The organism is Leptospira kobayashii, assembly GCF_003114835.2.
In the GTDB taxonomy this organism is placed as follows: domain Bacteria; phylum Spirochaetota; class Leptospiria; order Leptospirales; family Leptospiraceae; genus Leptospira_A; species Leptospira_A kobayashii.
This window is the reverse complement of the sequence record NZ_AP025028.1, coordinates 280,764-306,792: the sequence shown is the minus strand read 5'-3', so window position 1 is coordinate 306,792 and position 26,029 is coordinate 280,764. Positions and strand designations below refer to the sequence as shown.

General features: G+C 40.4%; 28 protein-coding genes. 8 read left to right on the top strand and 20 right to left on the bottom strand.

What is annotated here, in order from left to right; genetic code table 11:
- Positions 1 to 17: 17 nt before the first annotated feature.
- The gene (locus DI077_RS01500) at positions 18 to 230 is read right to left on the bottom strand and encodes a hypothetical protein (RefSeq protein WP_174705660.1); all 213 of its coding nucleotides are present in this window, start codon (positions 228 to 230) and stop codon (positions 18 to 20) included.
- A gap of 165 nt (positions 231 to 395) precedes the next feature.
- Here DI077_RS01500 and DI077_RS01495 point away from each other — a divergent pair, with 165 nt between their 5' ends.
- Positions 396 to 626 (top strand): hypothetical protein, encoded by a 231-nt coding sequence (locus DI077_RS01495; protein WP_109022201.1) that lies wholly within the window; start codon positions 396 to 398, stop codon positions 624 to 626.
- Between the two features lie 94 nt (positions 627 to 720).
- Complete coding sequence (locus DI077_RS01490) at positions 721 to 2,370, top strand: MutS-related protein (protein ID WP_242935305.1); 1,650 nt, start codon at positions 721 to 723, stop codon at positions 2,368 to 2,370.
- A 187-nt stretch (positions 2,371 to 2,557) separates the two neighbouring features.
- On the opposite strand, the gene DI077_RS01485 is transcribed toward DI077_RS01490, so the two are convergent.
- Positions 2,558 to 2,743 carry a hypothetical protein gene (locus DI077_RS01485; protein ID WP_109021968.1) on the bottom strand — a complete coding sequence of 62 codons (186 nt, stop codon included), beginning with the start codon at positions 2,741 to 2,743 and terminating at the stop codon, positions 2,558 to 2,560.
- A 147-nt stretch (positions 2,744 to 2,890) separates the two neighbouring features.
- Here DI077_RS01485 and DI077_RS01480 point away from each other — a divergent pair, with 147 nt between their 5' ends.
- Positions 2,891 to 3,661 carry a 5'-methylthioadenosine/S-adenosylhomocysteine nucleosidase gene (locus DI077_RS01480; protein WP_109021967.1) on the top strand — a complete coding sequence of 257 codons (771 nt, stop codon included), beginning with the start codon at positions 2,891 to 2,893 and terminating at the stop codon, positions 3,659 to 3,661.
- Positions 3,662 to 3,732: 71 nt separating this feature from the next.
- Entirely contained in the window at positions 3,733 to 4,122 is a 390-nt protein-coding gene (locus DI077_RS01475) for a DUF5360 family protein (protein WP_109021966.1), read from the top strand.
- 53 nt (positions 4,123 to 4,175) lie between these two features.
- On the opposite strand, the gene DI077_RS01470 is transcribed toward DI077_RS01475, so the two are convergent.
- From DI077_RS01470 to DI077_RS01425, 10 genes are all read right to left on the bottom strand, one after another.
- Entirely contained in the window at positions 4,176 to 4,565 is a 390-nt protein-coding gene (locus DI077_RS01470; protein ID WP_109021965.1) for a DUF1398 family protein, read from the bottom strand.
- A gap of 10 nt (positions 4,566 to 4,575) precedes the next feature.
- The gene (locus tag DI077_RS01465; RefSeq protein ID WP_109021964.1) at positions 4,576 to 5,046 is read right to left on the bottom strand and encodes a MarR family winged helix-turn-helix transcriptional regulator; all 471 of its coding nucleotides are present in this window, start codon (positions 5,044 to 5,046) and stop codon (positions 4,576 to 4,578) included.
- 356 nt (positions 5,047 to 5,402) lie between these two features.
- Positions 5,403 to 5,588, bottom strand: a complete 186-nt coding sequence (locus DI077_RS01460; RefSeq protein ID WP_109021968.1) for a hypothetical protein — start codon at positions 5,586 to 5,588, stop codon at positions 5,403 to 5,405.
- Positions 5,589 to 5,627: 39 nt separating this feature from the next.
- Positions 5,628 to 7,691, bottom strand: a complete 2,064-nt coding sequence (locus DI077_RS01455; protein ID WP_109021962.1) for an AsmA family protein — start codon at positions 7,689 to 7,691, stop codon at positions 5,628 to 5,630.
- 12 nt (positions 7,692 to 7,703) lie between these two features.
- The gene (locus DI077_RS01450; RefSeq protein ID WP_109021961.1) at positions 7,704 to 8,660 is read right to left on the bottom strand and encodes an ABC transporter ATP-binding protein; all 957 of its coding nucleotides are present in this window, start codon (positions 8,658 to 8,660) and stop codon (positions 7,704 to 7,706) included.
- The gene (locus DI077_RS01445) at positions 8,647 to 9,636 is read right to left on the bottom strand and encodes an ABC transporter ATP-binding protein (protein WP_109021960.1); all 990 of its coding nucleotides are present in this window, start codon (positions 9,634 to 9,636) and stop codon (positions 8,647 to 8,649) included. Before DI077_RS01445 ends, DI077_RS01450 begins: the two co-directional genes overlap by 14 nt.
- Complete coding sequence (locus DI077_RS01440) at positions 9,633 to 10,676, bottom strand: ABC transporter permease subunit (RefSeq protein ID WP_167837216.1); 1,044 nt, start codon at positions 10,674 to 10,676, stop codon at positions 9,633 to 9,635. Before DI077_RS01440 ends, DI077_RS01445 begins: the two co-directional genes overlap by 4 nt.
- Positions 10,677 to 10,678: 2 nt before the next feature.
- On the bottom strand, positions 10,679 to 11,689 hold the full coding sequence (locus DI077_RS01435) for an ABC transporter permease subunit (protein ID WP_109021959.1): 1,011 nt from the start codon (positions 11,687 to 11,689) through the stop codon (positions 10,679 to 10,681).
- Between the two features lie 4 nt (positions 11,690 to 11,693).
- On the bottom strand, positions 11,694 to 12,779 hold the full coding sequence (locus DI077_RS01430) for a lipocalin-like domain-containing protein (protein WP_109021958.1): 1,086 nt from the start codon (positions 12,777 to 12,779) through the stop codon (positions 11,694 to 11,696).
- Positions 12,769 to 14,826 carry a SpoIIE family protein phosphatase gene (locus DI077_RS01425; RefSeq protein WP_109021957.1) on the bottom strand — a complete coding sequence of 686 codons (2,058 nt, stop codon included), beginning with the start codon at positions 14,824 to 14,826 and terminating at the stop codon, positions 12,769 to 12,771. The genes DI077_RS01430 and DI077_RS01425 overlap by 11 nt, the downstream gene beginning before the upstream one ends.
- 66 nt (positions 14,827 to 14,892) lie before the next feature.
- Here DI077_RS01425 and DI077_RS01420 point away from each other — a divergent pair, with 66 nt between their 5' ends.
- Positions 14,893 to 15,351 carry a hypothetical protein gene (locus tag DI077_RS01420; RefSeq protein WP_135354928.1) on the top strand — a complete coding sequence of 153 codons (459 nt, stop codon included), beginning with the start codon at positions 14,893 to 14,895 and terminating at the stop codon, positions 15,349 to 15,351.
- 7 nt (positions 15,352 to 15,358) lie between these two features.
- Here the strand turns inward: DI077_RS01420 and ispF are convergent, their stop codons facing one another.
- The 3 genes from ispF to DI077_RS01405 are packed head-to-tail and all read right to left on the bottom strand — an operon-like array spanning position 15,359 to position 17,403.
- Complete coding sequence (ispF, locus tag DI077_RS01415; protein ID WP_109021955.1) at positions 15,359 to 15,850, bottom strand: 2-C-methyl-D-erythritol 2,4-cyclodiphosphate synthase; 492 nt, start codon at positions 15,848 to 15,850, stop codon at positions 15,359 to 15,361.
- Positions 15,851 to 15,856: 6 nt separating this feature from the next.
- On the bottom strand, positions 15,857 to 16,843 hold the full coding sequence (gene nadA / locus DI077_RS01410; protein WP_109021954.1) for a quinolinate synthase NadA: 987 nt from the start codon (positions 16,841 to 16,843) through the stop codon (positions 15,857 to 15,859).
- Between the two features lie 32 nt (positions 16,844 to 16,875).
- Positions 16,876 to 17,403 carry a hypothetical protein gene (locus tag DI077_RS01405; RefSeq protein WP_109021953.1) on the bottom strand — a complete coding sequence of 176 codons (528 nt, stop codon included), beginning with the start codon at positions 17,401 to 17,403 and terminating at the stop codon, positions 16,876 to 16,878.
- Between DI077_RS01405 and DI077_RS01400 the strand changes: the two genes are divergently transcribed.
- From DI077_RS01400 to DI077_RS01390, 3 genes are read left to right on the top strand one after another with little or no spacing between them, the layout of a single operon-like run.
- Positions 17,372 to 18,124 (top strand): hypothetical protein, encoded by a 753-nt coding sequence (locus tag DI077_RS01400; protein WP_167837215.1) that lies wholly within the window; start codon positions 17,372 to 17,374, stop codon positions 18,122 to 18,124. The genes DI077_RS01405 and DI077_RS01400 overlap by 32 nt on opposite strands.
- A gap of 57 nt (positions 18,125 to 18,181) precedes the next feature.
- On the top strand, positions 18,182 to 18,760 hold the full coding sequence (locus DI077_RS01395) for a penicillin-binding protein activator LpoB (protein ID WP_109021951.1): 579 nt from the start codon (positions 18,182 to 18,184) through the stop codon (positions 18,758 to 18,760).
- 17 nt (positions 18,761 to 18,777) lie between these two features.
- Positions 18,778 to 20,208, top strand: a complete 1,431-nt coding sequence (locus tag DI077_RS01390; RefSeq protein ID WP_242935304.1) for a COG3014 family protein — start codon at positions 18,778 to 18,780, stop codon at positions 20,206 to 20,208.
- A gap of 14 nt (positions 20,209 to 20,222) precedes the next feature.
- On the opposite strand, the gene ftsZ is transcribed toward DI077_RS01390, so the two are convergent.
- From ftsZ to DI077_RS01365, 5 genes are all read right to left on the bottom strand, one after another.
- On the bottom strand, positions 20,223 to 21,437 hold the full coding sequence (ftsZ, locus tag DI077_RS01385) for a cell division protein FtsZ (protein WP_109021950.1): 1,215 nt from the start codon (positions 21,435 to 21,437) through the stop codon (positions 20,223 to 20,225).
- A 9-nt stretch (positions 21,438 to 21,446) separates the two neighbouring features.
- A complete protein-coding gene (gene ftsA, locus DI077_RS01380; protein WP_109021949.1) occupies positions 21,447 to 22,679 on the bottom strand; it encodes a cell division protein FtsA in 1,233 nt (410 codons plus the stop codon).
- 1 nt (position 22,680) lies between these two features.
- Positions 22,681 to 23,424 (bottom strand): cell division protein FtsQ/DivIB, encoded by a 744-nt coding sequence (locus DI077_RS01375; RefSeq protein WP_109021948.1) that lies wholly within the window; start codon positions 23,422 to 23,424, stop codon positions 22,681 to 22,683.
- A 129-nt stretch (positions 23,425 to 23,553) separates the two neighbouring features.
- Complete coding sequence (locus tag DI077_RS01370) at positions 23,554 to 23,919, bottom strand: LIC_10421 family protein (protein ID WP_109021947.1); 366 nt, start codon at positions 23,917 to 23,919, stop codon at positions 23,554 to 23,556.
- A 380-nt stretch (positions 23,920 to 24,299) separates the two neighbouring features.
- On the bottom strand, positions 24,300 to 26,027 hold the full coding sequence (locus tag DI077_RS01365) for a caspase family protein (protein WP_109022197.1): 1,728 nt from the start codon (positions 26,025 to 26,027) through the stop codon (positions 24,300 to 24,302).
- Positions 26,028 to 26,029: the final 2 nt, after the last annotated feature.

Sequence of the window (26,029 nt, the reverse complement as noted above, 5' to 3'; positions counted from 1 at the left end):
AAGAGATTTTTAAGGACTCAGTCCCAGGAGAATTTATTCTGTTGATGTCCTTTTTTCAGGTGGCGCTTTCTGATTTCGGTCAATTTGTCCATTTGTTTGGAATCCAGCAGGTTTCGCGCTTTCAGGCCGAGCTGAGGAAGTAGGGTTTCGCTCTCTATATTGGAAAAAAAGCGGTCTTGTCGCGTAAAAGAGCTTTTTAGCTCCGGGTTCATTTCTGGGTAGAAATCCATGTCGGCCTCCGTGCGTCCTTGGTTCCTGGGGTGTTTGTTTGTTAGGGCTCATCATCCGTGACAAGTGGTCCTATCCCCGATATGTATATCGCAGGAAAAGGAAAATACTGAAGTAAAAAATTTTGCTTGTACTATTTTTTTTCATTCTGTTTTTGGTATTCGTCTATGACGATTCGAATGATCAATGCTACAGGGAAACGAAACGGCCGTTTCGTCGCCTATGAATACGGCGAAGATCTGTTCGGAACCCTCTATTTGGACAAGTTTTCGGGTAGAGAAAGGGGCAAATTGATCGACAAATGGAGATTAAATGACCTGGGCAGCCTTGTTCGAGTACTTGATTTAGAAATTACCAAAAGAGAAGAAGAAAATTACGAACGACATAGATTCGCCTGATTTCCCCACAAGTTTCTTAAACTTCAGAAAGAAACGTTATTCCTCACTCATTCCCAAAAGAAAATCCCAATTACAAAGACTTTCTCGTGTCAGGTTGCTTGTATTTTTTTCCATCATCGTAGGGTTTTTCGGACTTTATCTGAACAAATCGGAATTTTTACATTATGCCTTTCTAAGTATACCTATCGTTGGTTTTGCGATTCTGGTTTCCATTTACCAAAAGCGAAAACACCATCTCGCCGGGTTGGAAAAAACCTTAGCTCTCATTGAAAGAGAGTTGAATCGAAAGAACGGAGTCTTGAAAAAAATCCCTTCCTTGGAAGTTTGGGAATTTCCGGAAGCAATCCGAAACCACCCTCTTTCCGTTGATTTGGACTTGTGCACAAAACAAGGATTATTTGCTTATCTCGATACGACTGTTACAAAAGACAGTTGGGATTTGTTTTTAAACCGATTATTGCAAAATACAAACGAAGACCCGAAGATTTTACAAACAAAAGTAAAAGAGCTTTTGAAAAACAGATCTTTGAACTACCAATTGCTCCGAAAGGCATTTCCTTACGGGGGAGATACAAAAGATAAAATTCCTTTTTTTAATATCACTAAAGATTTTCATTTTTGGGAAAAACAAAGATACCTTAGGTTTCTTTATCCGATCCTGGGAGTGTTTACTCCTTTTTGGCTGCTTCTTAGTTCTTTTTTTTCTTTGCCGTTCGCACCTTTGTTATTGTTTATTAACCTAATTCTATTTATACGGTATCGTAAAAATTCTCTCAAAATTTGGAAACAAATCCAAAATCTGAATCAAAGTTTGGAAAATTTCGAATCCGTTTGGAAACGATTGCATCCGAAACGAAGGACGGAAATTCGAAAGATGTCCCATGCCTTGGAAAAATTGGGCAATTCTTCAGAATGGATCATTTCTCCCCTACCCCATTTTATTTTGAATGCGATTTTTCTTTGGGATCTTTGGAAAGTGAATCGATTTGAAAAATGGAAATTCAATTGGGCTCCTCTTTGGGTGGAATTGAAAGAAGATTGGATCCGTGTGGATTCGCTGCTTCCTTTTACGAATCTTTCTTTCCTAAACCCGAAGATGGCATTTCCCGAATGGAACGACAAAGGTTATATGGAAGCGGAAAATTTAGGCCATCCTTTGATCGGAATCGACCACCGTATAACAAATATTTTACCTACGGTAGGGAGAGGAGGTTTGTTTATCATTACCGGTTCCAATATGTCGGGAAAAACAACTTATCTTCGAGCCATCGCAGTGAGTCTGTTAATCGCCGGGAGCGGAGGACCGATTCCGGGAACCAAAATGTCCATTGCTCCTTTTGAAATTCATACTTTGATTCGTTCCCAAGATTCTTTGGAAAACGGAATCTCTTTCTTTTATTCCGAGGTTAGAAGACTTTCCGGAATCATCAGAGAGACGAGGCCGGATACGAAGCTGTCCGTACTTTTTTTGGATGAAATTTTAAAAGGAACCAATTCCAAAGAAAGACAAATCGCCACCCGTGAAATCCTATTCGCTTTAAAAGAAAAAGGAGCGATCGTTTTTCTAACCACCCACGATTTGCAAATTGCCGAGATAGAAGGTGCGACTCCTTTTCATTTCACAGAATTAGAGTTAGATGGCGAAATGATATTCGATTACAGACTCCGGGAAGGGATTTCCCATACCACAAATGCACTACGGATTTTAAGAAAAGAAGGAATCCCCATTCGGGAAGAGATCTAAAAAAGGCAAAAAGGCGAACTTTTTGGAATAAATTTCCAAGAACCCGAGTCATCTCTTTACAAAGGGAAGGTTGTATGGTAGATGGAACGCATTGGGTGGCGGGTGGTTAACCCCACCCAATGTCGATAGGGCGGGGATGGTATACTATGAAATCCCACCACCTCTCTTCCACATCCAAACCCCCGCGCTAGCGATCGAAGCGGAAATCAAGTAACTGATTCATTTCTAAAACAAAGAAATCATTTCTCGCGGTGACGTAGGCCAGGATGGCCGAAGTTTTTTCGTCGGAACAGGAGGTTCCGCGAAAAAGAGCGTGGAATGTTTTCCGTTTGATTGCAGCGGAGAGCGCGGTCGGGTCATAAAAATAATTCACAAAACAAGATTTATGCGAAGCGCCCGAAACCTGTTACATAAGAATTGGATTATAGAAATTGTGAATTCGATTTTGACAGCAAAAAGTAATAAGATATAAATCGTTTTTTCATTTACGTTGAGGCGGAATGCCGATAAGATTTTTTTTATGGATCGAAAAAAAGGAAGCTTAGCGATTTTTTTAATTTTGTCAATATTCCAAATTCAATGTTCCATTTCAAAACCTGCGACTCTCATTCTTGTTTCTGCGGAAAGCGAATGGAATTCCGTTAAAAAGATTTTAAACATCGATTCAAAAGTAATTCTTCATAGTCCGTATGGAGAATATTTTTCATACACGTTAAAAAACAAATCGGGTGATGATAAAACGATTCTCTTTCTCCAAGGAGGCTGGGGCAAAATCGACTCGGCTGCTTCCACACAATGGGCAATTACGAAATTTTCACCGGCTTCGGTCATTAACTTAGGAACTGCAGGCGGTTTTATCGGTAAGATAAAAGAAGGAGAGATTCTATATGTAAATCGGACCATTGTCTATGACATTATTGAACGAATGGGAGATTCGGAAGAGGCAATCCGTGATTATACCACGGACATAAAAAGCTCGCAAGATCTTGCAAAATCGAATCAAATCGCCGGTTTAAAATCCGGAGCGATTCTCTCTGCCGATCAGGACATCGATCCGAAACATTTGCAATTTCTAATGAACAAATATCACGCATTAGCTGGTGATTGGGAGTCGGGATCCATTGCAAGAATTTGTTCGAAGAATCAAGTTCCTATAATCATTTTAAGAGGAATCACAGATGTCGTTGACCCGAACCGGGGAAGTCGAACTTACGGAAACCTGCCGGACTTTCAAAAACAAACGGAAATGATTATGACAAAAGAACTGAATTTGCTTTCTGAATTTTTATAATCTGATGCGATAGAAGTAAAAATAAATCCCTTTTTCCATATCTGATCAGTCAAAATAAAAGACTGATCCAAATGAAAACATTACGCCCTTTTTTTCTTATCACAGATATAGGTTTTGTATTGTACTGGCTTATCACAATACTTCATATCATACCGGATGAGTGGCTTTTCAAAGATTATACAAATCCGTTACTTGTTAGCTGGAATTGGTCTTTTCTTCCGCTGGATCTGTTGATTTCTTTTTCAGGACTACTCAGCCTGCATTTATATGGAAAAGCGAATGCAGCCTGGAAACCGGTCAGTTTGATTTCACTCGTTTTGACATTCTCTTCCGGTCTCCAAGCAATTGCATTTTGGGGGATACGATTGGATTTCGATATAACCTGGTGGCTTCCTAATTTGTATCTACTTTTGTATCCGATTTATTTCATTCGAAAGTCGGTCAAAGGGGAATTGGTCTAATGAAAATAAAATTTTTATCCGTAAATTGAGCAGATAAAGATACATTCTTCAAATCAATTCTTCGGAAAATGTTCTATATGAAATTCACCTTCTCTACCGAAGTAAATAACCCGTTTGCCGGATAGATAAGCAATATAATAAATACAGCCTGCCGATGTTACTTCATCGATAAACTCCCGATAGTTGATCTTTCCTGCTTGTACTTTTTTAATGGTAGCGCTAACCGCTTCGGCTGAAAATTCTTTTGCCGCGGAGGGAAATTGATGAGGAACTGGCTCCAAATGATTTTCCCCTTGCGCCGTATAATACCTATTTTCCGCTCGAACGAAATCGACGTGATAGGATTCTATGTTTTCTTTCAGAAGAATACCTACTATTTGCGGGAAAGTAATTTTCCCTTCCAAAGACAAATCGACGGTTTCCTTAATTTTTTGTATATTCATACTCTCTCCTTTACTCAATCGGCAATTTTGTAAGTTGATTGAACTCGGCTGTTTTTCTTAGAAGTTCAGTTAAAGTTTTCCGTTCGGATAAACTTAAAACTGAAAAGAATTGTTCATCGTTTTCATCTGCAATCGACGCCAATTTCGGCAACAGATGTTTTGCTTCCTTGGTAAGCTCGATCTCCTGATAACGACGGTCATTCGAAGATTCCTTACGAGTGACAAAACCTTTTTCCAACAAACGATCTACCAATTTTGAAATCGCTCCTCTCGTAAGTCCTGTAAGATCAGCAATATAACTGGGTACTATCGTGTTTTTACATTCATGCATTTCACGAAGGACGACCCATTCCGCTACGGTGAAACCTTGGGTTTCCAGTTTTTTAGCAAACGAGTGGGATACGTTGTTGGAAACGATCCTCATCCAAAAACCAATGTGTTTTTTTAAATCACTTACTTCCTTGGTTTGAGTTTTTTTCATAAAATCACAATAGTTTCCACAGAAACTATTGTCAATATAATAATTTCCTAGGAAACTACTTTTTATAGGATCGTCGTGGTATGACTGAATAGAAACGGTGGCCTTGGTTTTTCATTCCGGAATGCGAAACCAGGGTCATTTCGTCGAAGATACCACAAATTCAAAAACCTTTAGGCAAAAAGGCGAACTTTTTGGAATAAATTTCCCAGAACCCGAATCATCTCTTTACAAAGGGAAGGTTATATGGTAGATGGAACGCATTGGGTGGCGGGTGGTTAACCCCACCCAATGTCGATAGGGCGGGGATGGTATACTATGAAATCCCACCATCTCTCTTCCACATCCAAGCCCCCGCGCTAGCGATCGAAGCGGAAATCAAGTAACTGATTCATTTCTAAAACAAAGAAATCATTTCTCGCGGTGACGTAGGCCAGGATGGCCGAAGTTTTTTCGTCGGAACAGGAGGTTCCGCGAAAAAGAGCGTGGAATGTTTTCCGTTTGATTGCAGCGGAGAGCGCGGTCGGGTCATAAAAATAATTCACAAAACAAGATTTATGCGAAGCGCCCGAGAATGACAAACCTCATTTGCCGGTTTTGATTTTTGTGTCGTCCTCATTCGAAAAAAGATTTCGAAAAGACTTTATCCCGGAGCCGATCGTATCGGTGACATTGTCGACAGCTCGATTTACATAATCAGACATAGCAGAACCGGCGATCCCACCGACAGTAGCCCCAGCAGGTCCTGCGAGCAAAATGGTTCCGGCATAAACCGAACCGAGCCACACAGGATCAATATAAGGCGTACTTGTTCCGTAAGTTCCTTTATAAATAATAGGAAGTTTCAATACCTTGCCAGCTAATCCAGGTAATGCTACCGTGAATTGCATGTCGATTTTTTTATCAATCGTAATGCTTCCGCTACCTGAACCGGCAATCCCATCCGCCTTCAAAATAAAATTACTGAATTGAAATTTTCTGGATGCATAATTCATATCCACATCAATCTCCTTATAAGGAGTCGCTCTTGTGAAATCCAGTTTTTTCAGACTGATCAGGTTTCCGATCGAACTAATCGGTTTAAGAATATTCGTATAACTGAGTAACTCGCCATCCTTAGATTTGAATGCAGCATTGATATTAAGATTATCAGTTAATTCACGTTCGGTGAACCCCTGGGAATTCAATTCAAAGTTCGTTTCCAAAGTTCCGGTGATGGGAGAATTACCGAATTGGTGAAATAGAATGTCTCCAAGCGCGATATTCTCTGCTTTCCCCGTAATTATAAGTTTTCGATCCGTGCCGAAAGTCACATTGCCGGTTGAGACTAATTTCCCTTTATACAATGCAAGATTCAATCTTTTGATTTTCATCAGGCTTTTGTGATACCCGAGTGCGAGATTCATTTCATCGGCAAAGATACCTCGAATATTCACTCTTCTCAAATTAAAGTCCAAATTCACATGCATTCGATCCACATACTTGGTATCCGGCATATCTCTGGTAATGATTGATTTTTCCAAATCAGCGTCTAACCAAAGTTTAATGATATTCAAAGTAGAATCTACTTCCAGATAGTCCGATCTTCCTTCAAAATAAATCTGAGGAACCAACCCGAAAGTAACATACCCCGCTCCGAAAATTTTGATCTTGCCCTTCCATTCCGCAGATATATCGGAGAAAGATAATTTTTTTTCTGTAATATTATATTCGATAAGTACACTGATATAGGCATCGCCAAACGATGATTTACCTTTAAGAGCAAGATCTTTGATATTTACATTTTCCGCGCGGGAAGCAATGACTTCATTGGTTCTTTTATAGAAAGGCATGACACCGGTAAACTTCCCATTTCTGCAATCGGCATTGGGAAAAATCACAAGTATATCTTGTAAATTGCTTCCTCTGAATTCATCAAAATGAGCCGAACCCTCCACGCGGAGATTTTCAAAATTCATCTCATCATATATAAACGAAGCATTTGTATATATTTGAAATGTATCATCATTGACTTTGCCATATAGGTAAAAATCCAGACTTCTTAAGTCCTTATCAATCTCTACGCTACTCTCCCAAATATAAAATTTGATTTTTCTACTATAAAGCTCATCATCAAATTCTATCATTATATTTTTGAGTTCAAGTCCCTTGGGAAGACCTCCAAATGTATCCGAAAACAAAAGTTTTTCTTCTATTTGAATTTCCGGAACATTTGATACCGGACCTTCTTTTTTTTTCTCGGTTAACTTCGCAAACAATGGAAAAGATTCGTTCTTCTCTCTTTTCAATTCTATCTTTCCGGTATTGAGATAAATCCTTCTGATTTGAAGAGCTTTACCGATGAAAACTCCGTGATAAATTTCGATTTTAACTTTCTGAACCCGTATCAGTTGGTCCTGATTTTTAGAAACCGTAACTTGGCTCAGCTCAATTCCGGGAAACGGAAAAAACGTAGGAGTTGATTCTTTATAATCGAAAGAAAGTCCGGACTTAGAATTAACTTCAGTTAGTATTATATTCTTGTAATAATCGGGATCAGCCATCAAAGGATAAAGAATCATAAACATACTGATCGAAAAGATGACGATGGATGCTAAAAAAATAGTTCCAACATATCCTTTGATTCTTTCCCTGAAAGAAATATACATGCAAATTAGAAATTAATTTTGCAATGGAAAATGGCAAGCTACCTTTTGGTCCGCGGAAATTGTTTTTTCCAAAGGCCGTTCTTTTTTACAAATATCCTGTACATTTGGACAACGAGTATGAAAATAACAACCGGATGGTTTGTTAATAATACTCGGTATTTCACCGACTAAAGGTCGTTCAGGGGAATTTCTTTTTTTAATATCAAAACTTGCGGAAAACAACGCTTTTGTATAAGGATGAAGAGGATGATTGATGATTTTTTCCTTTTTACCGATTTCCACGATCTTCCCCAAATACATAACCGCAATCTCATCCGAAATATGATTCACTATATTCAAATCATGGGAAATAAAAAGATACGAAAGATGAAACTTATCTCTCAGCTCCAATAAATTATTAACTACTTGTGCCTGTGTAGATATATCCAAAGCCGATACGGCCTCGTCACAGATTACCAATTCCGGTCTTAAAATCAAAGCTCGTGCGATCGCGATCCTTTGTCTTTGCCCTCCGGAAAATTCGTGCGGGTATCTGGTTAGAATCGATTCGGGTAAATTGACTTGGGCCAAACTTTCTTTCGCTTTATCTTCACGCTCTTTTTTCGATAAACCTTTGTGATGGACAAGCAAACCTTCTGTAATGATTTCTTCTACGGTAAGTCTGGGATTTAAAGAAGAATAAGGGTCCTGGAATATTACCTGAATTTGTTTTCGAACGGAAAGTAGTTCGGTCTTTTTCAATTTATGAATCGACTTTCCATTATAATCAATATCACCGGACCGAATACCAACTAACTTTAAAATGGCGCGCCCCAATGTGGATTTGCCACAGCCGGATTCCCCAACGAGTCCCAATATTTTTCCCGGAGCGATTTGGAAAGATACATCTTCCACTGCTTTCGTATAAGTAGGTTTTGACAGAAATCTTTTATTCGTATAGGAGACTGTTAAATTTTTAACTTCTAACATTTTCTTCTCCTAAGGCGAAACAAAACGCAGACTGAGTATCACTTAACTTTCGTAATGCTGGCTGAGCCGTTTTACAAATTTCCATTTTAATGGAACATCTGTCTTGAAAATGACAACCGATAGGATAATCTTTCGGACTTGGCACCATCCCTTCGATAATTTGTAATTTTTTGCCAAGTTTGTCATGGGAAGGATAAGCTTCAATCAGGGCTTTAGAATAAGGATGTTTCGGGGTATCAATGACTTCGTCTACGGATCCGATTTCAACGATTCTTCCCGCATACATAACCGCCATTCTTTGTGCCAGGTGGGACACCAAACCGATATCATGTGAAATGAACAATATGGACATTTTGATTTCTTTTTTGAGTCGTAAAAGAAGTTGAATGAGCTGGAGTTGGATCGTTACGTCGATTGCGCTGGTCGGTTCATCAGCAATGAGTAATTTAGGATCGCACATCAATGCCATGGCGATGCACACCCTTTGCAGCATCCCTCCGGAAAATTGATTCGGGTATTGACCTAATCTTTGTTTTGCATCCGTAATCCCCACCGTTTGAAACAGATATTCGGCTTTTGCCAACGCTTCCGTTTCCGTGCCCAACCCGTGATGAAGAAATCCTTCGATCATTTGTTCTCCGATTCTTTGAAGAGGATTCAACGAAGAAAACGGTTCCTGGAAAATATAAGCGATTTCCTTTCCCCTGATTTTCCTCATCTCTTCCGAACTCAAACGAAGAAGATCCTTTCCCGAAAAATCAATGGAACCGGTAGGATAGATTGCTTGATTTGCGGGAAGAAGTCGCGTCATCGCAAGAGAAGAAATCGATTTGCCACAACCGGACTCGCCCACCAAAGCGAAAATTTCACTCTCTGCAATGGAAAAGGAAATGTCTTTGATGATATCGAGTTTGCCTTCTTCCGTATTCAATTGAACGCTTAGATTATTAACAGATAACAAAGGAGATGCGCTCATTCGTAGACCACCTTTTCCTTCGGATCAAAAGCGTCCCTCAATCCTTCACCGACAAACGCAGATAAGTTGATTGTAATAAATAAAGCGAGAGACGGATAAGTGATCAACCACCAGGAACTCAATCTTTCCCTACCTTGGCCGATAAGTTCTCCCCAAGAAGGATTGGGAGCGGGAATCCCGTAACCTAAAAAGTCCAGAGCGGATAGTACTGAGATTGCCGAAATCAGGATAAATGGTAAAAACGTAACCAAAGGTGTCAATGAATTCGGCAAAAGATGCTTCAAGATGATGGAACGGGAAGATACACCTAAAGTTCTCGCCGCATCCACAAATTGTTGGCTTCTGAGTTTTAAAAATTCTCCACGCATATAATAACTAAGCCCTATCCAACTTAACGAAGCATAGGTGACGAGTAGAATAAAAAATCCTCGTCCGAAAAAAGTACCCATTATCAAAATCAAATATAAAAAAGGAATCGCTGCTAAAACCTCAATGATCCTTTGCCATATCAAATCGATATTCCCGGCATAGTATCCTTGAATCCCTCCGATGATAGAAGCTAATATCAATTCGATCAATACAAGAATGAGACTGAAGGTCATTGCCAAACGATAGCCGTAAATAATTCGCGTAAATACATCCCTTCCCCGGTCATCCGTTCCGAACCAATGAACGAGAGAAGGTTTGGACGGAGGATTGGAACCTTCCTCCAGACTTTCCAAATTGTCTTCATTGACACCGAAAGGAATCAAAGGAAACACCATGTAATTTTCCGGTTTTTGAAAAGTTTCCGTTTTATTTAATTTTTTATAATTCGGTTCCGTTTGGTTCGGACCGCCGAATTTCGAATCGGGATAAAAGAAAAAAATAGGAAATGAAATTTCGCCTTCATACGATACGAACAAAGGTTTGTTGTTTATCAGAATCGGTGAAAATAAGGATAATAGATAACTGTAAAATAAAATAAGTAAGGAATAATAAGCCCTTTTATTGGATTTGAATTTTTTCCATTTACGGATATTTGCAGGATTATTGAACATATTTATTCGAAGTTGATACGCGGATCTATCGCCACATAACAAAAGTCAGATATAATTTTCCCAACCAAACCTAAAAAACTTTGTGCTAAAAGTAGTCCCATCATTAGGTCTGTATCTCTTTCTTTGACCGCCTCAAAACTGAGAAGTCCCATACCGTCTATATTGAAAACCAATTCTATAAACAAAGATCCAGAAAAGATCAACGTTAAATTGCTTCCGAACCCCGTGGCAATGGGAATCAAAGAATTTCGAAATGCATGTTTGAAAACCGCATCTTTGAAACTAAGCCCCTTCGATACGGCCGTTCTTACATACTCTTTCGCTATTTGATCGAGCAGACTGTTTTTCATAAGAAGAGTCAGCACGGCAAACGACCCGATCACATAACATAGTACAGGCAAAAACATATGACTCAAGCGGTCGTTTATCTTTCCCCAAGCACTCATATCTTCGTAATAATCGGACACTTCATGACCCAAAGGAAAAAAGGAAAAAACCTCTCCCGATGCAAAAAGAAATAACAATAACATGGCGAAGGCGAATACGGGAATGGAATAAGTGAAAAAGATAATCAGACTGGTATACAAATCGTAAAGAGTCCCTTCCTTCAAAGCTTTCTTGATCCCCAAAGGAATGCAAATCAGATAGGTAAGAAAAAAACCGGACAATCCGAATGTCAAAGACACAGGCAATTTCTCTACAATGAGATCGGTGACTTTTCGGGAATGAAGTCTGGACTCTCCCAAATCAAACGTAACAATCTGACCCAACCAGTATAAATAAGCAATGGGGATCGGTTTGTCCAAATGAAGTCGTTTTTTGATCAGTTCGACTTCTTCTGCTGAAATCTGTTTCGAAGAGGCACCTGCAAGATTTGCAGCACCTTTGATTTTTGCAATCTCACTATCCAGCGGACCGCCGGGAGCCAAATGGGAAATCAAAAATACCAAAAACGTGATTCCTATCAATGTAGGGAAAATCAAAAGGAATCTCTTTAAAAAATATCTCCACATAAGTTTAAGGCTCCCACCATTTCTTCTTATAGGAATATCCCTTCAATTCTAAATAACCATTAGCCTTTATTTTTTTTCCATCCGATGAAGTTCCCTCAGCCGACACCATCCCTTCCCAATAAATAGTTCCCGTACTTTTTCTTGCATCGAACTCCTGTTTATCGAAAGCCGTAGAGACTTCCCACTTCGCATTGGGAGTTCGAATGTTCCAATGAAGAGGATATTCGATTTTTGTATCGGGGCTTTTCCATTTATCATCGGAAGTAGGGTTCATGCTGACTTCATCTTCTTTGGAATAGGAAAAAACTTTTCCGCCCGGATCCCTGTAAGTTCCGAACGTTTCCGGCTTTGCAGTCGAATTTTCTTTAAATCGAAAAACAACCAAATCACTTCCATCTTCGGCGGATAAACAAATCCAATCCCAACCGGTTGTTTGCGCGCCAAGCGAATAGGACATGCTTGGATCTTTTTTAATATCTTCCAAGGCACCACTCCACTCATGATCCATCCAGGACACACCCGACAATAAATTGTATTTTTTACCTTCTACCGAAAACCCACCTTTCGTTTTAAGTCTCGGATAACTATAGTAATACGAAAATATCCCGGGCCTCTTATTTGATTTAACGGAATATCCCTCTTTACCATGCGATAGAATCCGACCCGATCCTTCCAAATCAAAATCAAGGCTTATCTTTTTATTTTTGGGATTTGCAGTGATATGAAAACGATCCTTTCCTAAAATTTGCAGATGGTATTCACCACTCCAAATCAGATTTTTATCAAAGCCCGCAAGTCCGCCCAAGTTCCTGTGCAATACATCATTACTATAATGGATTTGTTTGTTCGGATCCGAGATCGCAAAATGAACCGGAAAAATTTCTATTTTAGAAACGGAATCTTTGTCTTTTAAAGTCACTTTGAAAAAAGAAAGTTCGTATCCGAATTTCAGATTTTCCGTCGTAACCAAATGACCGACGAAATAACACCATTCGATTCCGTAGTCTCCGTGAAAATTATGATCTTCCGGAAATTTGAACGCAACCAGATTGAAAAACAGATAAAGTAAAATTAAGAATCTATTCTTCATCTAACATTGATTCCCATTTCTTTTCCAAAGGGATAATGTTTTGATTTTGTATGTCGATCCGTTTCATTCGATCCAACATATCTCTCATCTTCGCCTTTGCACCAAGCTTCAAGTATACCATTGCCAGATTATAAAGAACGGACAAGTTATCATCTTTCAAAGAATGGGCCTTCTTCCATTCCAATTCCGCTTTTTCGAAAGATTCCAGCTTATAATAACAAAACCCGAGCACCGCATGAGAAATATAATTATTCGTTTTAAACCGATTATAAGATTCAAGCAAAGAGGATGCTTCCTCGAATTTTCGCGAATGAGCGAGTGCTCTTCCGTAAATCAACTGAGTGTTCAATTCCCTCGGCAAAATCTCATACGCTTGTTGAAAATATTCACAAGCCTTTGCAAAGTTTTTCGCCTTATAGCTTTCATCACCTAACTTTTTGTAATCGTTGAATTCGGGAAGTTTTGTGGAAAGTTGCCATCCCAATAAAGTAATATCATCCATAGGATCCGTTCCCATAGTGAATTCCTTATGAAGTTGCATGATATGTTCTATGGTTTCCTGGATTGTCATATCGGCACAAGACTCGATTGCATTTAACAACCGTTCTTCTCCGTATGGAACACCTTTGTCACTTTCCGCCTCGGTGATCCCGTCCGTATAAAGAAATAATTTATCGCCGGGTTCCAATTGAACGGAGTGATCCTTATAGGTATCTCCACCTTCCGGAAACATCCCTAGAAATGTTCCTTCTCCTTCCAGAATTTCAGCTTTGTTGGTACGCGCGCGATGCAAAATCGGTCTGGGATGACCCGCGGTAGAATAAACTATTTTATAATCGTCTTGGATCAAAGCGTATACGCAAGTCGTATAACCTTGCTGTTTTACCAAATCAAGCAAATCCCTGTTGATAAATTTAAACGTCTCCGAAGGTTTTCCCATTTTGTAATTGGTGAACAACATCTTGGACAGAGCAGTGATAAATGCCGCCGGCACTCCGTGACCGGATACATCGCAGACAACGACACCTAACCGATCAGATGCGAATGGAAAATAATCGTAATAATCTCCGCTGACTTCCTGCATGGGATAATATGCGGTCCAAAATTGAATCCCTTTCCAATCGGGAATGATTTGAGGAATCAAACCTTTTTGAATGTTCTTTGCAAGACGAAGGTCCTTAGCAATGGACAATTGTTTCTTTTCCAGTTCGAATTTAAACGATTTTAAAACTTCGACAGCCGCTTCCAAATCCCTATTCTCGATGGCAAGTTCTCTGGATTTATCCACAACGTCATTGATATCGACGATGGAGATTTTTTCGTTCAAAGTATCCCCTCTGGATACTATCATAACTTTATGGCGATTGTTACTGTTTTGATCTTCGTTTGCAATGGCACGGGAAAGGCTCAGTGGTTCGTCTGTCCACGTTAAACGGTATTCGTTTACGTCCGCACCGAAAACGATATCGTCTCCAAGATCTTTGTGGGATACGTGAATTCCGAATAACCTGGTTTTGGTCATATTGATTTTGTAATCTTTCAATTCATACAGAACGGCGAGTCCGTTCAGCATACCTTGAAAAAAAATAGCGTCATACCATTTTTCCTTATAACGGGAAAGGTATTCGAATTGGAATAACGCAGTCTTCGGGCCTGTGAAAAAAATATGCAAAAATACAGTTCTTGTTAGGCGGTTAATTAAGATAGGTATCCGATGGATCAATTCGTCTATGAAGATTTTCGTATCATCCAAAGGAAGCAGATCGAAAGCGTTTGTAATCAGAGTTTCCGTTCCCAGATGGTACAAAAGCCCGGAAATATCTACGGATTTGGCAATGGTGGAAATCAACCGGTCTTCCAAATCCTGAGAAATCCAAAAATTGGAATCTTTTAGGATTTTTCGGAATGTTGCTTCCTCCACAATCTCAGGAAACGGATTTGATCCGGAATAACTTTGGTATTCCTGGAGATAGGCTTTGATCAGCCCCGAAACCCTTCTGGAAGAAATTTCTCTAGCGGATAATAATTTTGATCCTTCCTCTGGCATAGACATTGTATCGGTAAAAACTAAATTTCAATCGCTCCTTATGCAATAGATTTTTATATGGAAGAAATGATTTGGTTTCTTAGGATACTTTTTGTTTTTTTGACTGTTCTTGGTATCTCCGCCATTACAAAATCCAATTCAGAAATTGTACGGAGCACAACGACTTCGGCGAAATACGAGCCAGCCGTTAAACTATTGTTACAGACTTATATCCCTCGTTTGATCCGCCTCCCTCTGCCGCAGGAAGACATAGCTGTCAAGTATCTGGGTGAAGATCTGCATTTGATCGTGGAAGATTCGATTCCAAATGAAAAAATTTCCTGGCGACTGGAAGGATTCCACAATTATCTCTATTTGCGGGAAGAATACAAATTCCAGACAGTCGAGAACAATGTTCAAATAGAGGCAAAGGCAGAGCTATTGCCAAAACCAGGATTCTTTTCCCGTTTTATGTTGTTATTTTTTGGAGATTCCCTGCTCTCCGACCTTTTGGACAAGAGCTTAACCGCTTTGCCCAAACCTTAATTCAAAGTTATTTTTTAGAGCTTTTTTCCAACAAGGCAGTGGCCATAACCATTACACCTTCCGATCTGCCGAGGGCGCCCATTCCTTCGGATGTGGTCGCCTTAATCGAAACACAATCCAAAGGCAAAGACAGAATATTTGCCAATGATTGGATGAGCTCGGATCGGATGGGATTTATCTTAGGAAGATCTCCCACGTAGGTACAATCTACGTTTACCAATTTCCAACCGCGTTCCGTGATGAGGGAAATGCATTTTTGAGTGATGAGGGAAGAGTTTATGTTTTTGATCGAAGGGTCGGTGTCAGGAAAATGCTGACCGATATCACCCAGAGACAAGGCACCTAAGATCGCATCGGACACTGCATGCAAGATCACATCCGCATCGCTATGCCCCAGGAAAGCGTATTCGGATTTGACTTCCACCCCAGCTAACATAAGCGGGCGAAAAGGTTCGTGTATCAATTTATGGAAATCTATTCCGTTTCCGATTCTAAACATACGATCCTACTTTTTATAACTCAACTCTAACATACGATTGACCGACTTTTGAGCCAAACGAATCACTTCCTCGTCTAAAAAGATTTCAAACTGTTCGTAGAGCAAAGCATCTCTCACTTTTTCCAAAGTGATTTTTTTCATATGCGGGCAGGTTTGACATGTGGATACGAATTCCTTTTCGGGAAATTCGGATTTTATATTGTCTCCCATGGAACATTCGGTCACGAGCATGATCTTGTTTGTTTTTGAATTTTTTACAAAGTCGATCATTTGGGAAGTGGATCCGGAAAAGTCGGAAACTTTTACCACGTCTTCATGGCATTCCGGATGAGAGATCACAGTGAGCTCCCCACCAAACAACCGCTTTGCTGTTTGGATATCTTCCGGAGTGTAGATTTCATGCACCATACATCGTCCCGGATGGGAAATAATCTTTTTCGTCGTATTGTTTCGAACGTTTCCGGCCAAGTATTCATCCGGCAAAAAGATCACAGTGTCCGTTTCCATCGCGTTGACGATTTGTACCGCATTGGCGGAAGTACAACATACATCCGTCTCGGCTTTCACTTCCGCAGAACAGTTCACATACGTTACGACGGGAACTCCCGGATATTGGGCTTTTAGTTTTCTTACGTCTTCCCTGGTGATGGATTCAGCGAGAGAACATCCCGCTTTCGGATCAGCAATCAGTACCTTTTTGTTAGGCGAAAGTATCTTTGCCGTTTCCGCCATAAAATGGACTCCGTTGAAAAGAATAATATCTGCCGTGGTATCCTTTGCCATCTTGGAAAGATAAAGAGAATCTCCGATGATATCGGAAACTCCCCAGAATACGTCGGGGGTCATATAATTATGGCCGAGAAGCACCGCATTTTTTTCTTTTTTCAAACGATTGATTTCGGCGACCAAAGGGAGAATTCTCCCTTCGATTTCATGATCCAAAAAGATCGGTTTAAGTTTTGAGACTAACTCATCGTTTGTGACTAATGACATAAAGTCCCCCTCTAATGATTTGACTAAAAAAATTAAATAAACGGATCGGCACTTAATTTTGTGCCTGTATCCTTAAGTCCTGAACTGGCGGGAGGGGTTCCGTTGTCAATGGACGCACAGTTATTGAACTGCAATTTCCAGGCGGCGTTCGCATTTTGAGTACTACCCGTAGAGGTGGATCTTTGTGCTTTTCTGAAATCCGCATTTGTATTGAAGGAAGATTTCTGGCAACCAGTGCCTTGGGTATAAATCAAGTTAGCATCTGTAAAACAGTTGAAGTACAATTCGGCAACGGAATCGGAATTTTTATCGGAAGGAGTGATTTTGGATTTTAATGCCGAGATTAGAGAAGGACAACCGGTCACCGCATTGTCAGGTGTTCCTACACAGGTAGCTTCGCTCAGTAAAAATTTCTGACAGGAAGAATTCACTCCGGAGCTTTGGGATAAAAGAACGCTCAAAAGTTGAGGGTCAATTTCATCTTTCTTCTTTGGCTTGCAAAGAATGGTACTTACCAAAACAATCAAAATGATGAATAAGCGAAAACTAATCTTTTTCATTCTCCTTATACTTCTCGTTTTTATTTCCTTTACTGTCTATTTCCTTTTTTTTAAAAATGATGCCCTACTCCGGAGCAAAAAGCCCTTTGACAGCGGCTCCGAAGTTACTTGGAAGCAGCTTTCCGACCGACCGGACCTACTTTTAACGGAAGATTATCCTAGTGATTTAAAGAACTTTTTAGATGAGCTTTTCGGGAAAGAAACCTACGAATGGGGTGCGGACAGATCGGTAACGTACGACTATTTGGTTCTTCATTATCCCGGAGAAAGAGCCTCCGTTCTCTACGCTATCTATGTCGCTTACGCAAATTATAGAGATGAAATCGCAAAATGGGAAAAAGATCCGAATTTAAATTCGTGGGAAAAGCAGGAAAAAATTCTGCAGATCAGAAATGATTTTTTTCCCAAAGGAATCAAGGAGATACTTTTTCCCTATCACCCGAGCCAGACGGCGCAAAGTTTTCTTTACTATACCGAGAACTACGTTCAGAAAAATCCCTACAAGTATTCCAAAGAAAGAAAATCACATCTCCTTAAAAAAAGACAAAGTCTGTATGGTGAACAATTGCACGAAATTGCTAAGTGGGAAAATCAAAACTTAAAGATTGCAATCACCAAAATGATTTATGCCCGCGAATTGGAAGTAATGAATTCCTTGGAGAAAGAAATATTTTTACAACGGATCCTAAGCGATGAATCACACGCTGATTTTTGGAATTGACAAGCCCCGCTCGATCGAGTCTTATTTAGAGAACATTTCTTTCCTTAGGGAGCCTTCATGAACAAAGCATTCATTTCCTGTTTCAGCATCGTATTTATTTTAGGTTGTTCCAGCGGAGCCAAACGGTTGGATAATAACACGGACTACGTTGCGGATTCCGGCGGATTGACTAGCCAGGAATTGGTTCGCGCCGCTGAAAAGTTAGCCGATGAAATCGGAGTATTTTTTAAAGAAAATCCGCAGGAAGCCGGCGTATTTGTCGCCCACTTTCCAACACGCAATGACACTTCCGAACAAATTCAAACGGAACTCTTTGACAATGCATTCGTTTCCAAACTGATTAAAAACAAAGTTTATACCGTTCGCACTAAGACCAGAGAACAGTCATTAAACGAAATTCAATTCAGCCTTTCCGGTCTTACTTCCAACAGATTATCCATCGGGAAATTAAAATCTCCCAATTACTTTGTACGGGCAGACATCAATGAAAACCTGTTTACTGCAGACGGCGAAAAAATCGTAGAACAGTCGATCAATATCGAATTGGTAGAAGTGGAAACAACCATCGCAGTATGGTCTGAAAAAGTATCCTATCGCAAACAAGCGGTTCGCGGAAACAAAGGTGTTGGTTGGTAATCTTAAGGAGCTATAGATTGTTCCCCAAATTCTTAAGCTTTTTTGCCATTCTCGGTTTTGCCGTTTTAGGTTGTGCTTCCGATTATAAAAAAATAATCGAAGCCACTGAAAACGCCTACTTTAGCAAAAACTATGATTCCGCAATTCCTTCCATACGCGCACTTTACGAAGATTCCGCAACCAAAGACAGATTGCTCTTTCTTATGGAAGCGGGAATGATTTTTCATTCCAAAGGTGATTACGAAAGTTCCAATAAAGTATTTAAAGAAGCGGAAGATCTTTCGGATAATATAAAAACAAGTATTACAAAGGAAGGTCTTGCCTTCCTTCTTTCCGACAATGAGTCCAATTATACCGGCGAAGACTTCGAAAGGGTCATGATCAAGTATTTTGTCGCCTCCAATTATCTTATGTTAGGTGATTTAGAAAATGCGAAGATCTATTTCAGACGTTTGGATTTCGAACTGAAAGAAATGAAATTCATCGCTGCCGAGTACCGCCAAAACAATGCGGCACGTCTGATCGATGCGTTTGTTTCCGAAAGATTGGGAAGATTCAACGACGCAAGAGTTCAATTCAGAAATATGGAACAACTTATGTCCGGAAGTTCCGTACTTATGAGCGATCGTTACGTACTTGCCGTCAAAGAAAACGATTCTCGTGATATGGGAAAATATGCGAAAGGCGCTCCTTTCGTTCAGGCATACAATCAATCCATGCAAAAAGTGGACATAAAATCACCTAACCTATCCGAGGTGATTATCATTCACGAAGCAGGTAAGTCGGCAACAAAAGAATCCCGTGGAAAACTTTTAGATGACGAATATTTTGCTTTAGCGCTTCAAGGTGCGATAGAAATTGCGATTCGAACCGAAGGTGCGGGCGCTTCCGTATCGGGAGTTCTGGCGACTCTCAGCACCGCTGAAAATCCGATTCCTATCTACAAAGAAAGGGATTTGGAAGGATCAAGCAAACGTCATTTTTATATCAATGGAACAGACATCGGTGCCCCGGAAATTTTAAATAATTATTCGGACACTGCGATGAAAAACTTCAACGATAACTACAAAGCCATCATTACCAAAAACCTAACTTCCCTTGCAGTTAAAATTGTTGCAGCAGTAGTCGCATCGGAAGCAGCTTCCCGGGCCATCGAATCCAGTATGGGAAACCGAAAAAAGAAAGGAGAAGGCGACTTGGTTTCCAGCTTGATTCGGTTAGCTGCCGGTGCCGCCGCAGGGCTTGCCACTGCGCAAACCATCGCACCTGATTTACGTTGTTGGAGAACAATACCTGCCAATTTTCAAGTCAAAAGAATCTTCCTCGAGCCTGGAGAATATTCCTTTTCTCTGGATGAGTCTTCCGGACTAGTTACAAACGCTCCGAACAAAATCATCGTGGAAGAAGGAAAACCACTCTTCCTTTCCATTCGTTCTTATATCAATTAAAACGACTGTAGATTTTAAGTTTCGTTCTTTCTTCTTAAAAAAGCGGGGATATCATAATCCTCGCCGAAATTTTGGAAAGGTGAATTTTGCGACGAACGGTTGTTACCGAGCATTCTTCCCCCTCCCGATTTAAAATTCCTGTTGGATTCAAAATGAGAAGGTTCTTTTTCCACCTTCCTCTCTTCCGCTTTTCGAAGGTATACCATAGGAGCGACAGTCTGTTCTTCAGCACCGACAGCTTTCGATTCACGCGCATTTTGCCTTTGAAATCCTTTCTTTTGAAAACCAGTGGCAATCACAGTCACTCGAATTCTATCTTCCAGACTCATATCTTCATTTAAGCCGATGATGATATTTGCGTCCGGATCCGCTTGCGCGGTAATGATTTGCGATACTTCATTCCATTCATGAATGGTAAGATCACTTCCCCCGGTAACATTGATGAGTAAAGATTTGGCACCTTGTATGGAAGAATCTTCTAACAACGAATTATTGACCGCCTGTTCCACAGCTTCGGTAACTCTGGTCTCTCCGCGACCTTCTCCCACACCTAAAATAGCATCCCCAGTATCTTTCATAATGGTTTTGACATCGGCAAAATCCACATTGATAATTCCCGGATGGTTGACTATATCACTGATTCCGCGAACACCGTTTAACAAAATATCATCGATCACCCGGAAAGCCTGATCTACGGGAGTGGTTTTGTCCACTACCTGAAAAATAGAATCATTGCGAATTGTAATGAGCGTATCAACATTGGAGCGCAAAAGATCTAAACCTTGTTTGGCGAGGTCCGCACGTCTTTTTCCCTCGAAAGAAAAAGGAACCGTAACTACACCTACTACCAGACATTTCATCTCTTTTGCAATTGCTGCAATGATCGGAGCGGCACCTGTTCCGGTCCCTCCTCCCATCCCCGCAGTAACGAAAACCATATCTGCGCCTTTCAAAGCGGCCACAATTCTATCTTTGTCTTCCAATGCGGCTTTTTGGCCAAGCTCGGGATCACCACCCGCGCCCATTCCGCGGGTTACTTTCGTTCCCAGTTGGATTTTATGCTCAATAGGAGATTTTAATAACACTTGTTCATCGGTATTCATCACAAGAAAATCAACACCTTTCATTGCAGAGTTGATCATTCTTGTTACGGCATTCATTCCGCCGCCGCCGACTCCAACTACTTTTATAATGGCCGGGCTAGTTCTTTCTTCTTCTAGGTACAACATAGACTTTCCTTAGAGATTATTCTCCATCCAACGACGAACCTTCTTCATCAAACTATCTTGTTCAGAATTAGAATGTATATTTCTCTGTTCTAAGTTCTGTAATTTTGAAACGTATTTAATCAAACCGATCGCCGTTGCATATTCAGGCGAAGAAACTTTATCCGTGAGGCCGGTTAGTCCAGCGGGTTTTGCACGTCCAACAGACAATCGGAATACTTCTTCCGCCAAAACATCGATTCCATGGAGCAAGGATGTTCCACCCGTAAGGATAACTCCACCGGCTAATGCAGGTTTAAACCCGGATCTGTTCAATTCGTGATCCACCATTTCCAGAATTTCTCTGACTCTTGGCTCCATGATTTCCACCAATTCCTGGCGGAAAATCGAGCGTGCAGCTCTTCCCGAGATGGCGGGAATTTCTATTTTTTCGGTGGGATCTATCTGGTCTATCTGCGTATGGCCGTATCTTTTTTTAAGAATTTCCGCGGTTTCGATCGTGGTTTTCAAACCGATGGATAGATCGCTTGTTATGTGGAATCCGCCGAAAGGCACTACGGAAGAAAAAGCGATCCCTCCGTCCACATAGACGATAATATCACAAATTCCGGAACCGATATCGACGACTACGGTTCCCAAGTCCTTTTCCCCGGAAGTCAAAACCGCTTCCGAAGAAGCAAGCGAGGACAATACACGATCCATTTGAATGAGTCCCGACTGTTCGACACAACGATCGATATTATTTAAAGCGGTGGAACCGCAGGATACGATATGTACCTCCGCTTCCAACCTAACACCAGTCATACCAATGGGATCTTTGATATTTACCTGATCGTCTACTTTGAACTCTTTTGTTAAAACATGAATGACTTGTTGGTCGCCCGGAACGTGAACCGATTGGGCAGCTTCCACAACACGCATAATGTCCATCTCGGAAACAGTGCGTTCTCTGTTTGTGATCGCGATGATTCCTTTTTCATTAAATCCATGTACGGATTTGCCGGAAACATTTACAACAACTGCACTCACCTCTTGGCCGGCCATAAGTTCCGCATCGCCAAAGGCTTCGATGATGGACTTTGTTGTAGTTTCAATATTTACAATAGAACCGTTTTTGATTCCTCCGGAAGGATAAGAACCTGTTCCTATAATTTCGATTTCGTATTCATTGACAAGGCGCCCGATCACAACTTTGACAAGAGATGAACCTAGATCTAATGCTGTAACAATGGGTGCATCTTCCATATCAGTGATAGACTGCGTCTTCTCCCCTTAAATCAATTGTGGAAGCTTTTATATTTTCAGTTTCTAAATAAGCAAGAGAGGCGTATAATTTACGCATCGAATAAAAATCCAGTTTATCTCCAATAAATACTCTTGCCCGAAAAGGAGATTTTAAATAAACAACAACATCACCGTCATCTTCCAAAGTTACTTCGGAGATTCTTGTCCGAAGAGCAGGATAACTAAGTATGGTTTTTCGCATTTCTTTTGTTATATCTTCAATTTGAGTACCTTGAACCACATTCCCAGTCACAGGAAAATTACCCGACAAAACAATCAGGTTTTCCGCAAGAACTTGGTTTTGTGAAATAATTTCACGGTTTTCGTCAATCTCGTATAACATATCTCCCACATGAACACCGAACTCTGCAACTTTCTCTTGTAAGGTGATTACAAGAAAACCTTCCCTATCCCGAGAAACCCGAACTTTTCGAATCCTAGGGTGAGTTAAAAGTTTTTTTTCCCAATCCTTCCAGCCGACCATCTCAGGATCTATTTTTTCCGGATCTACTTCCAAAAAACCCATTAGATCGGCGGGTTTCAAAACTTCCAAACCTTCAAAAACCAATTTTTGAATGGGCTTCGGGCTCTTTACCCAATGAAGGATCAATGCCAAAGCAATTACACCAGAGACAAATAACGCCAATGGTACCATATACTTTCGGTTTGGTCTTTTTTCTGAGTTTTCCGGGGTACTGTCAACCATATATTGATTATGTCACATATGATGGTTTAGAAATCCTTTTATAGCCTGTCGATTGGGAAAAAGGGAGGATATAAAAAAAGGCCAGACATTTGTCTGACCTTTTGCAACCGTAAAGCTGAATGCTTGGGATTAGTTGCTAGCGACTTGCTTTCCCGCTTCTGCGAAACTCATAGATACTTTTTTGTATTTTTGAGCTTCTCTTTCGAGAGCTTCTGCGCGTCTGATCAATTCTTTTTGTTCATTGATCTGAGAAATGATTTTCCCACCGTGAGAAACTCGAGCTCTGTCACGAAGAGCTTGTGCAAGTTCGGTTTTTTCTTTAGCCACGTTCGCAAGGTATTCCGAAACGGCAGACTTTTGTGCTGGAGTGGATGCTTGTTCGATCACAGCATTTTCCAATAGTTCAAGTCTTTCGTTTGTATCTAGTGCGTAAAGATTAGCAGTTGCTAAACCAAATCCTAGAACCCCTGTTGCGATTATTTTTGTTAGTTTCATAGTCTTTTTACTCCTCTCTAGAGTAGGGAACCTCTTTAGGAGATCCCTCTTTGTGTTTTATATGACTCTATTAAACAAAAATGCCCGATTAATTTCAATCTCGAAAAATCAAAAATCCTGCTCAAATGCCCTTTTTCATTAAAAATTTAAGAAAAAAGTGCAAATTTTAATCTAATTTGGATTAAAATTAATCATTTGCGACATAAGAACGAGTATATTAAGAAAATTTAAGCACAAAGTTCTGTTTCTCTTCTATCTTTATAGAAAATTAAGGTCTTTTTCATTTGTGAATTTTTATAAAAAAAGCCAACCACGAAACCCAGGAATGGTTACGCGATTGGCTTATCTAAAGTCAGAAAGGAAGCTCTATGCCTTAAGATCTAATACTTTGTCTTAGTGTAGCTCAGCTTTTTGTTGAGAATGATATCTACTTTTGTTACTTCCCCGGGGGTCACAATGATCTCCGAGTTTTCCAACTTCATTTCTTCCATAAAGCTAGCTCTGATTTCGTATTTACCCGGTTTCAAATTGGTAAACCAGAAATATCCGTCTTTGTCAGTCGTTACTTTGAAGATTTGGTTGGTAGCTACTACAGTCGGCATATAGATAGGATGCTTTTCAATCGGGTTGTCCAGGGTTTTGTAAAAAACTCTTCCTTGGATGGCACCATATCCGTCCATCGAATTGATCACATCTACATTTGTAGTTTGTTTGGGAATCACTGCCGCCGCGGTCTTGTAAATCGGGTAATTGTCCGCTCTCACTTCAATCTGATGTACTCCGGCAGGAAGTTTTTCGATTTTGATATTATAAATATCTCCCGGAACCAAAGTTCCGTTTTTCGTGATTGCTCCCCAAATTTTGGATTTTTCCGTAGTGACTGTGGATTTGTATTCTTGGTCATCCACAAGCACCTTTATCTTTCTCAGTTTGTCTTCGGCAGTTCCTTTGGAAGAACTGAGTTTGCCTTGTTTGTTCAACAAATCGTAAGGGGACTTTGAAGCCACACCTCCGTAAGATTTGTCTTTGATGATGGAAGTCCGAATCAATATATCCCCCGTCGTGATCGAAGGTACAACAGGAGGTTCTACTTCTACGATCGGAGGAATAGGAACCGTAGTGTCATTCGCAGGAACTGTTTCCGGTTCCGGAGTAACCGGTGTTTGGTTGTTGTTCGTATTTGTAGTGTTGTTATTCGTATTGTTTGTTTCAGGAGGTTTGATCGGCTCGTTGATCACAATATTCGGTGGAGGCGGAGGAGGATCTTGCGGTTTGGGAGAACCGGTTAGAAAAATCCCTGCTGCATTCCCGGATACTTGCGGGTTTTGTTGGTGATTGAACTGTTTTGCCATTTTGACAGTATCGTCTTTTGCAACAAAGAAGGCTTCGAGTGCAGTGACCACGGAGTCATTGTTCAAGTCAGCTTTGTCCAAAGCCAATCCCAGGTTGTATGTAAAAATACCATGGTTGATCGATCCGCCCACTTCGATGGAAGTTTCATCCGAATCGGAAGAAGAAATTACAGCCTTGTCTTGGAAAAAATAATCTTCCGGATTCTGGCGCACCACTCCGTCGTTGCCTTGTGCAATCGGTACATCCGAAGCACCTCGTGTATTTTTTCCTTTTTTGGCAATTCCTCCCGAATAACAACAGTCCATCACAAGAACCGTTTTGGGAGATTTGATATCGCTTAAAAATTCATTGAGTTCTTCATCCGAAACATGGGGACGATCATAACAAATCAGATAATTACGCATTCCGTTCTTGGCTTTTGCATCTTTCTGATACATACCGTGACCGGAGAAATAGATGATTACAGAATCATTTTTGCCCGCTTGTTTTCCTAAGGTGGAAATCGCATTTTTGATATTGTCTCTGGTCACCATCTGGCCCAATAGAACTTTGATATCTTTGAAATTTCCTTTTTTTTGGATCTTGTCTCGAAGGAATGTAGCATCCGCTTCACAAAGGCCTAACTCGGGGATCTTCGCGGTATTGCCCTTGTAATTGCTTCCGATGAAAAGTCCGTACCGATTTTGTGCGGAAAGGGAAGTGACGAGCAAAAACCCTATCAATAGGGATGAAAGAATACTTCTAAAAGAGAACATGA

Coding starts and splice junctions, on each gene's coding strand:
- ftsZ (WP_109021950.1), bottom strand. CDS start 21,437: ATGTTGTACCTAGAAGAAGAAAGAACTAGCCCGGCCATTATAAAAGTA.
- DI077_RS01400 (WP_167837215.1), top strand. CDS start 17,372: ATGATGAATAAGCGAAAACTAATCTTTTTCATTCTCCTTATACTTCTC.
- DI077_RS01425 (WP_109021957.1), bottom strand. CDS start 14,826: ATGCCAGAGGAAGGATCAAAATTATTATCCGCTAGAGAAATTTCTTCC.
- DI077_RS01480 (WP_109021967.1), top strand. CDS start 2,891: ATGGATCGAAAAAAAGGAAGCTTAGCGATTTTTTTAATTTTGTCAATA.
- DI077_RS01455 (WP_109021962.1), bottom strand. CDS start 7,691: ATGTATATTTCTTTCAGGGAAAGAATCAAAGGATATGTTGGAACTATT.
- ftsA (WP_109021949.1), bottom strand. CDS start 22,679: ATGGAAGATGCACCCATTGTTACAGCATTAGATCTAGGTTCATCTCTT.
- DI077_RS01370 (WP_109021947.1), bottom strand. CDS start 23,919: ATGAAACTAACAAAAATAATCGCAACAGGGGTTCTAGGATTTGGTTTA.
- DI077_RS01430 (WP_109021958.1), bottom strand. CDS start 12,779: ATGAAGAATAGATTCTTAATTTTACTTTATCTGTTTTTCAATCTGGTT.
- DI077_RS01405 (WP_109021953.1), bottom strand. CDS start 17,403: ATGAAAAAGATTAGTTTTCGCTTATTCATCATTTTGATTGTTTTGGTA.
- DI077_RS01475 (WP_109021966.1), top strand. CDS start 3,733: ATGAAAACATTACGCCCTTTTTTTCTTATCACAGATATAGGTTTTGTA.
- DI077_RS01445 (WP_109021960.1), bottom strand. CDS start 9,636: ATGAGCGCATCTCCTTTGTTATCTGTTAATAATCTAAGCGTTCAATTG.
- ispF (WP_109021955.1), bottom strand. CDS start 15,850: ATGTTTAGAATCGGAAACGGAATAGATTTCCATAAATTGATACACGAA.
- DI077_RS01450 (WP_109021961.1), bottom strand. CDS start 8,660: ATGTTAGAAGTTAAAAATTTAACAGTCTCCTATACGAATAAAAGATTT.
- DI077_RS01465 (WP_109021964.1), bottom strand. CDS start 5,046: ATGAAAAAAACTCAAACCAAGGAAGTAAGTGATTTAAAAAAACACATT.
- DI077_RS01365 (WP_109022197.1), bottom strand. CDS start 26,027: ATGTTCTCTTTTAGAAGTATTCTTTCATCCCTATTGATAGGGTTTTTG.
- DI077_RS01395 (WP_109021951.1), top strand. CDS start 18,182: ATGAACAAAGCATTCATTTCCTGTTTCAGCATCGTATTTATTTTAGGT.
- DI077_RS01495 (WP_109022201.1), top strand. CDS start 396: ATGACGATTCGAATGATCAATGCTACAGGGAAACGAAACGGCCGTTTC.
- DI077_RS01440 (WP_167837216.1), bottom strand. CDS start 10,676: ATGTTCAATAATCCTGCAAATATCCGTAAATGGAAAAAATTCAAATCC.
- DI077_RS01470 (WP_109021965.1), bottom strand. CDS start 4,565: ATGAATATACAAAAAATTAAGGAAACCGTCGATTTGTCTTTGGAAGGG.
- DI077_RS01435 (WP_109021959.1), bottom strand. CDS start 11,689: ATGTGGAGATATTTTTTAAAGAGATTCCTTTTGATTTTCCCTACATTG.
- DI077_RS01420 (WP_135354928.1), top strand. CDS start 14,893: ATGATTTGGTTTCTTAGGATACTTTTTGTTTTTTTGACTGTTCTTGGT.
- DI077_RS01500 (WP_174705660.1), bottom strand. CDS start 230: ATGGATTTCTACCCAGAAATGAACCCGGAGCTAAAAAGCTCTTTTACG.
- nadA (WP_109021954.1), bottom strand. CDS start 16,843: ATGTCATTAGTCACAAACGATGAGTTAGTCTCAAAACTTAAACCGATC.
- DI077_RS01375 (WP_109021948.1), bottom strand. CDS start 23,424: ATGGTTGACAGTACCCCGGAAAACTCAGAAAAAAGACCAAACCGAAAG.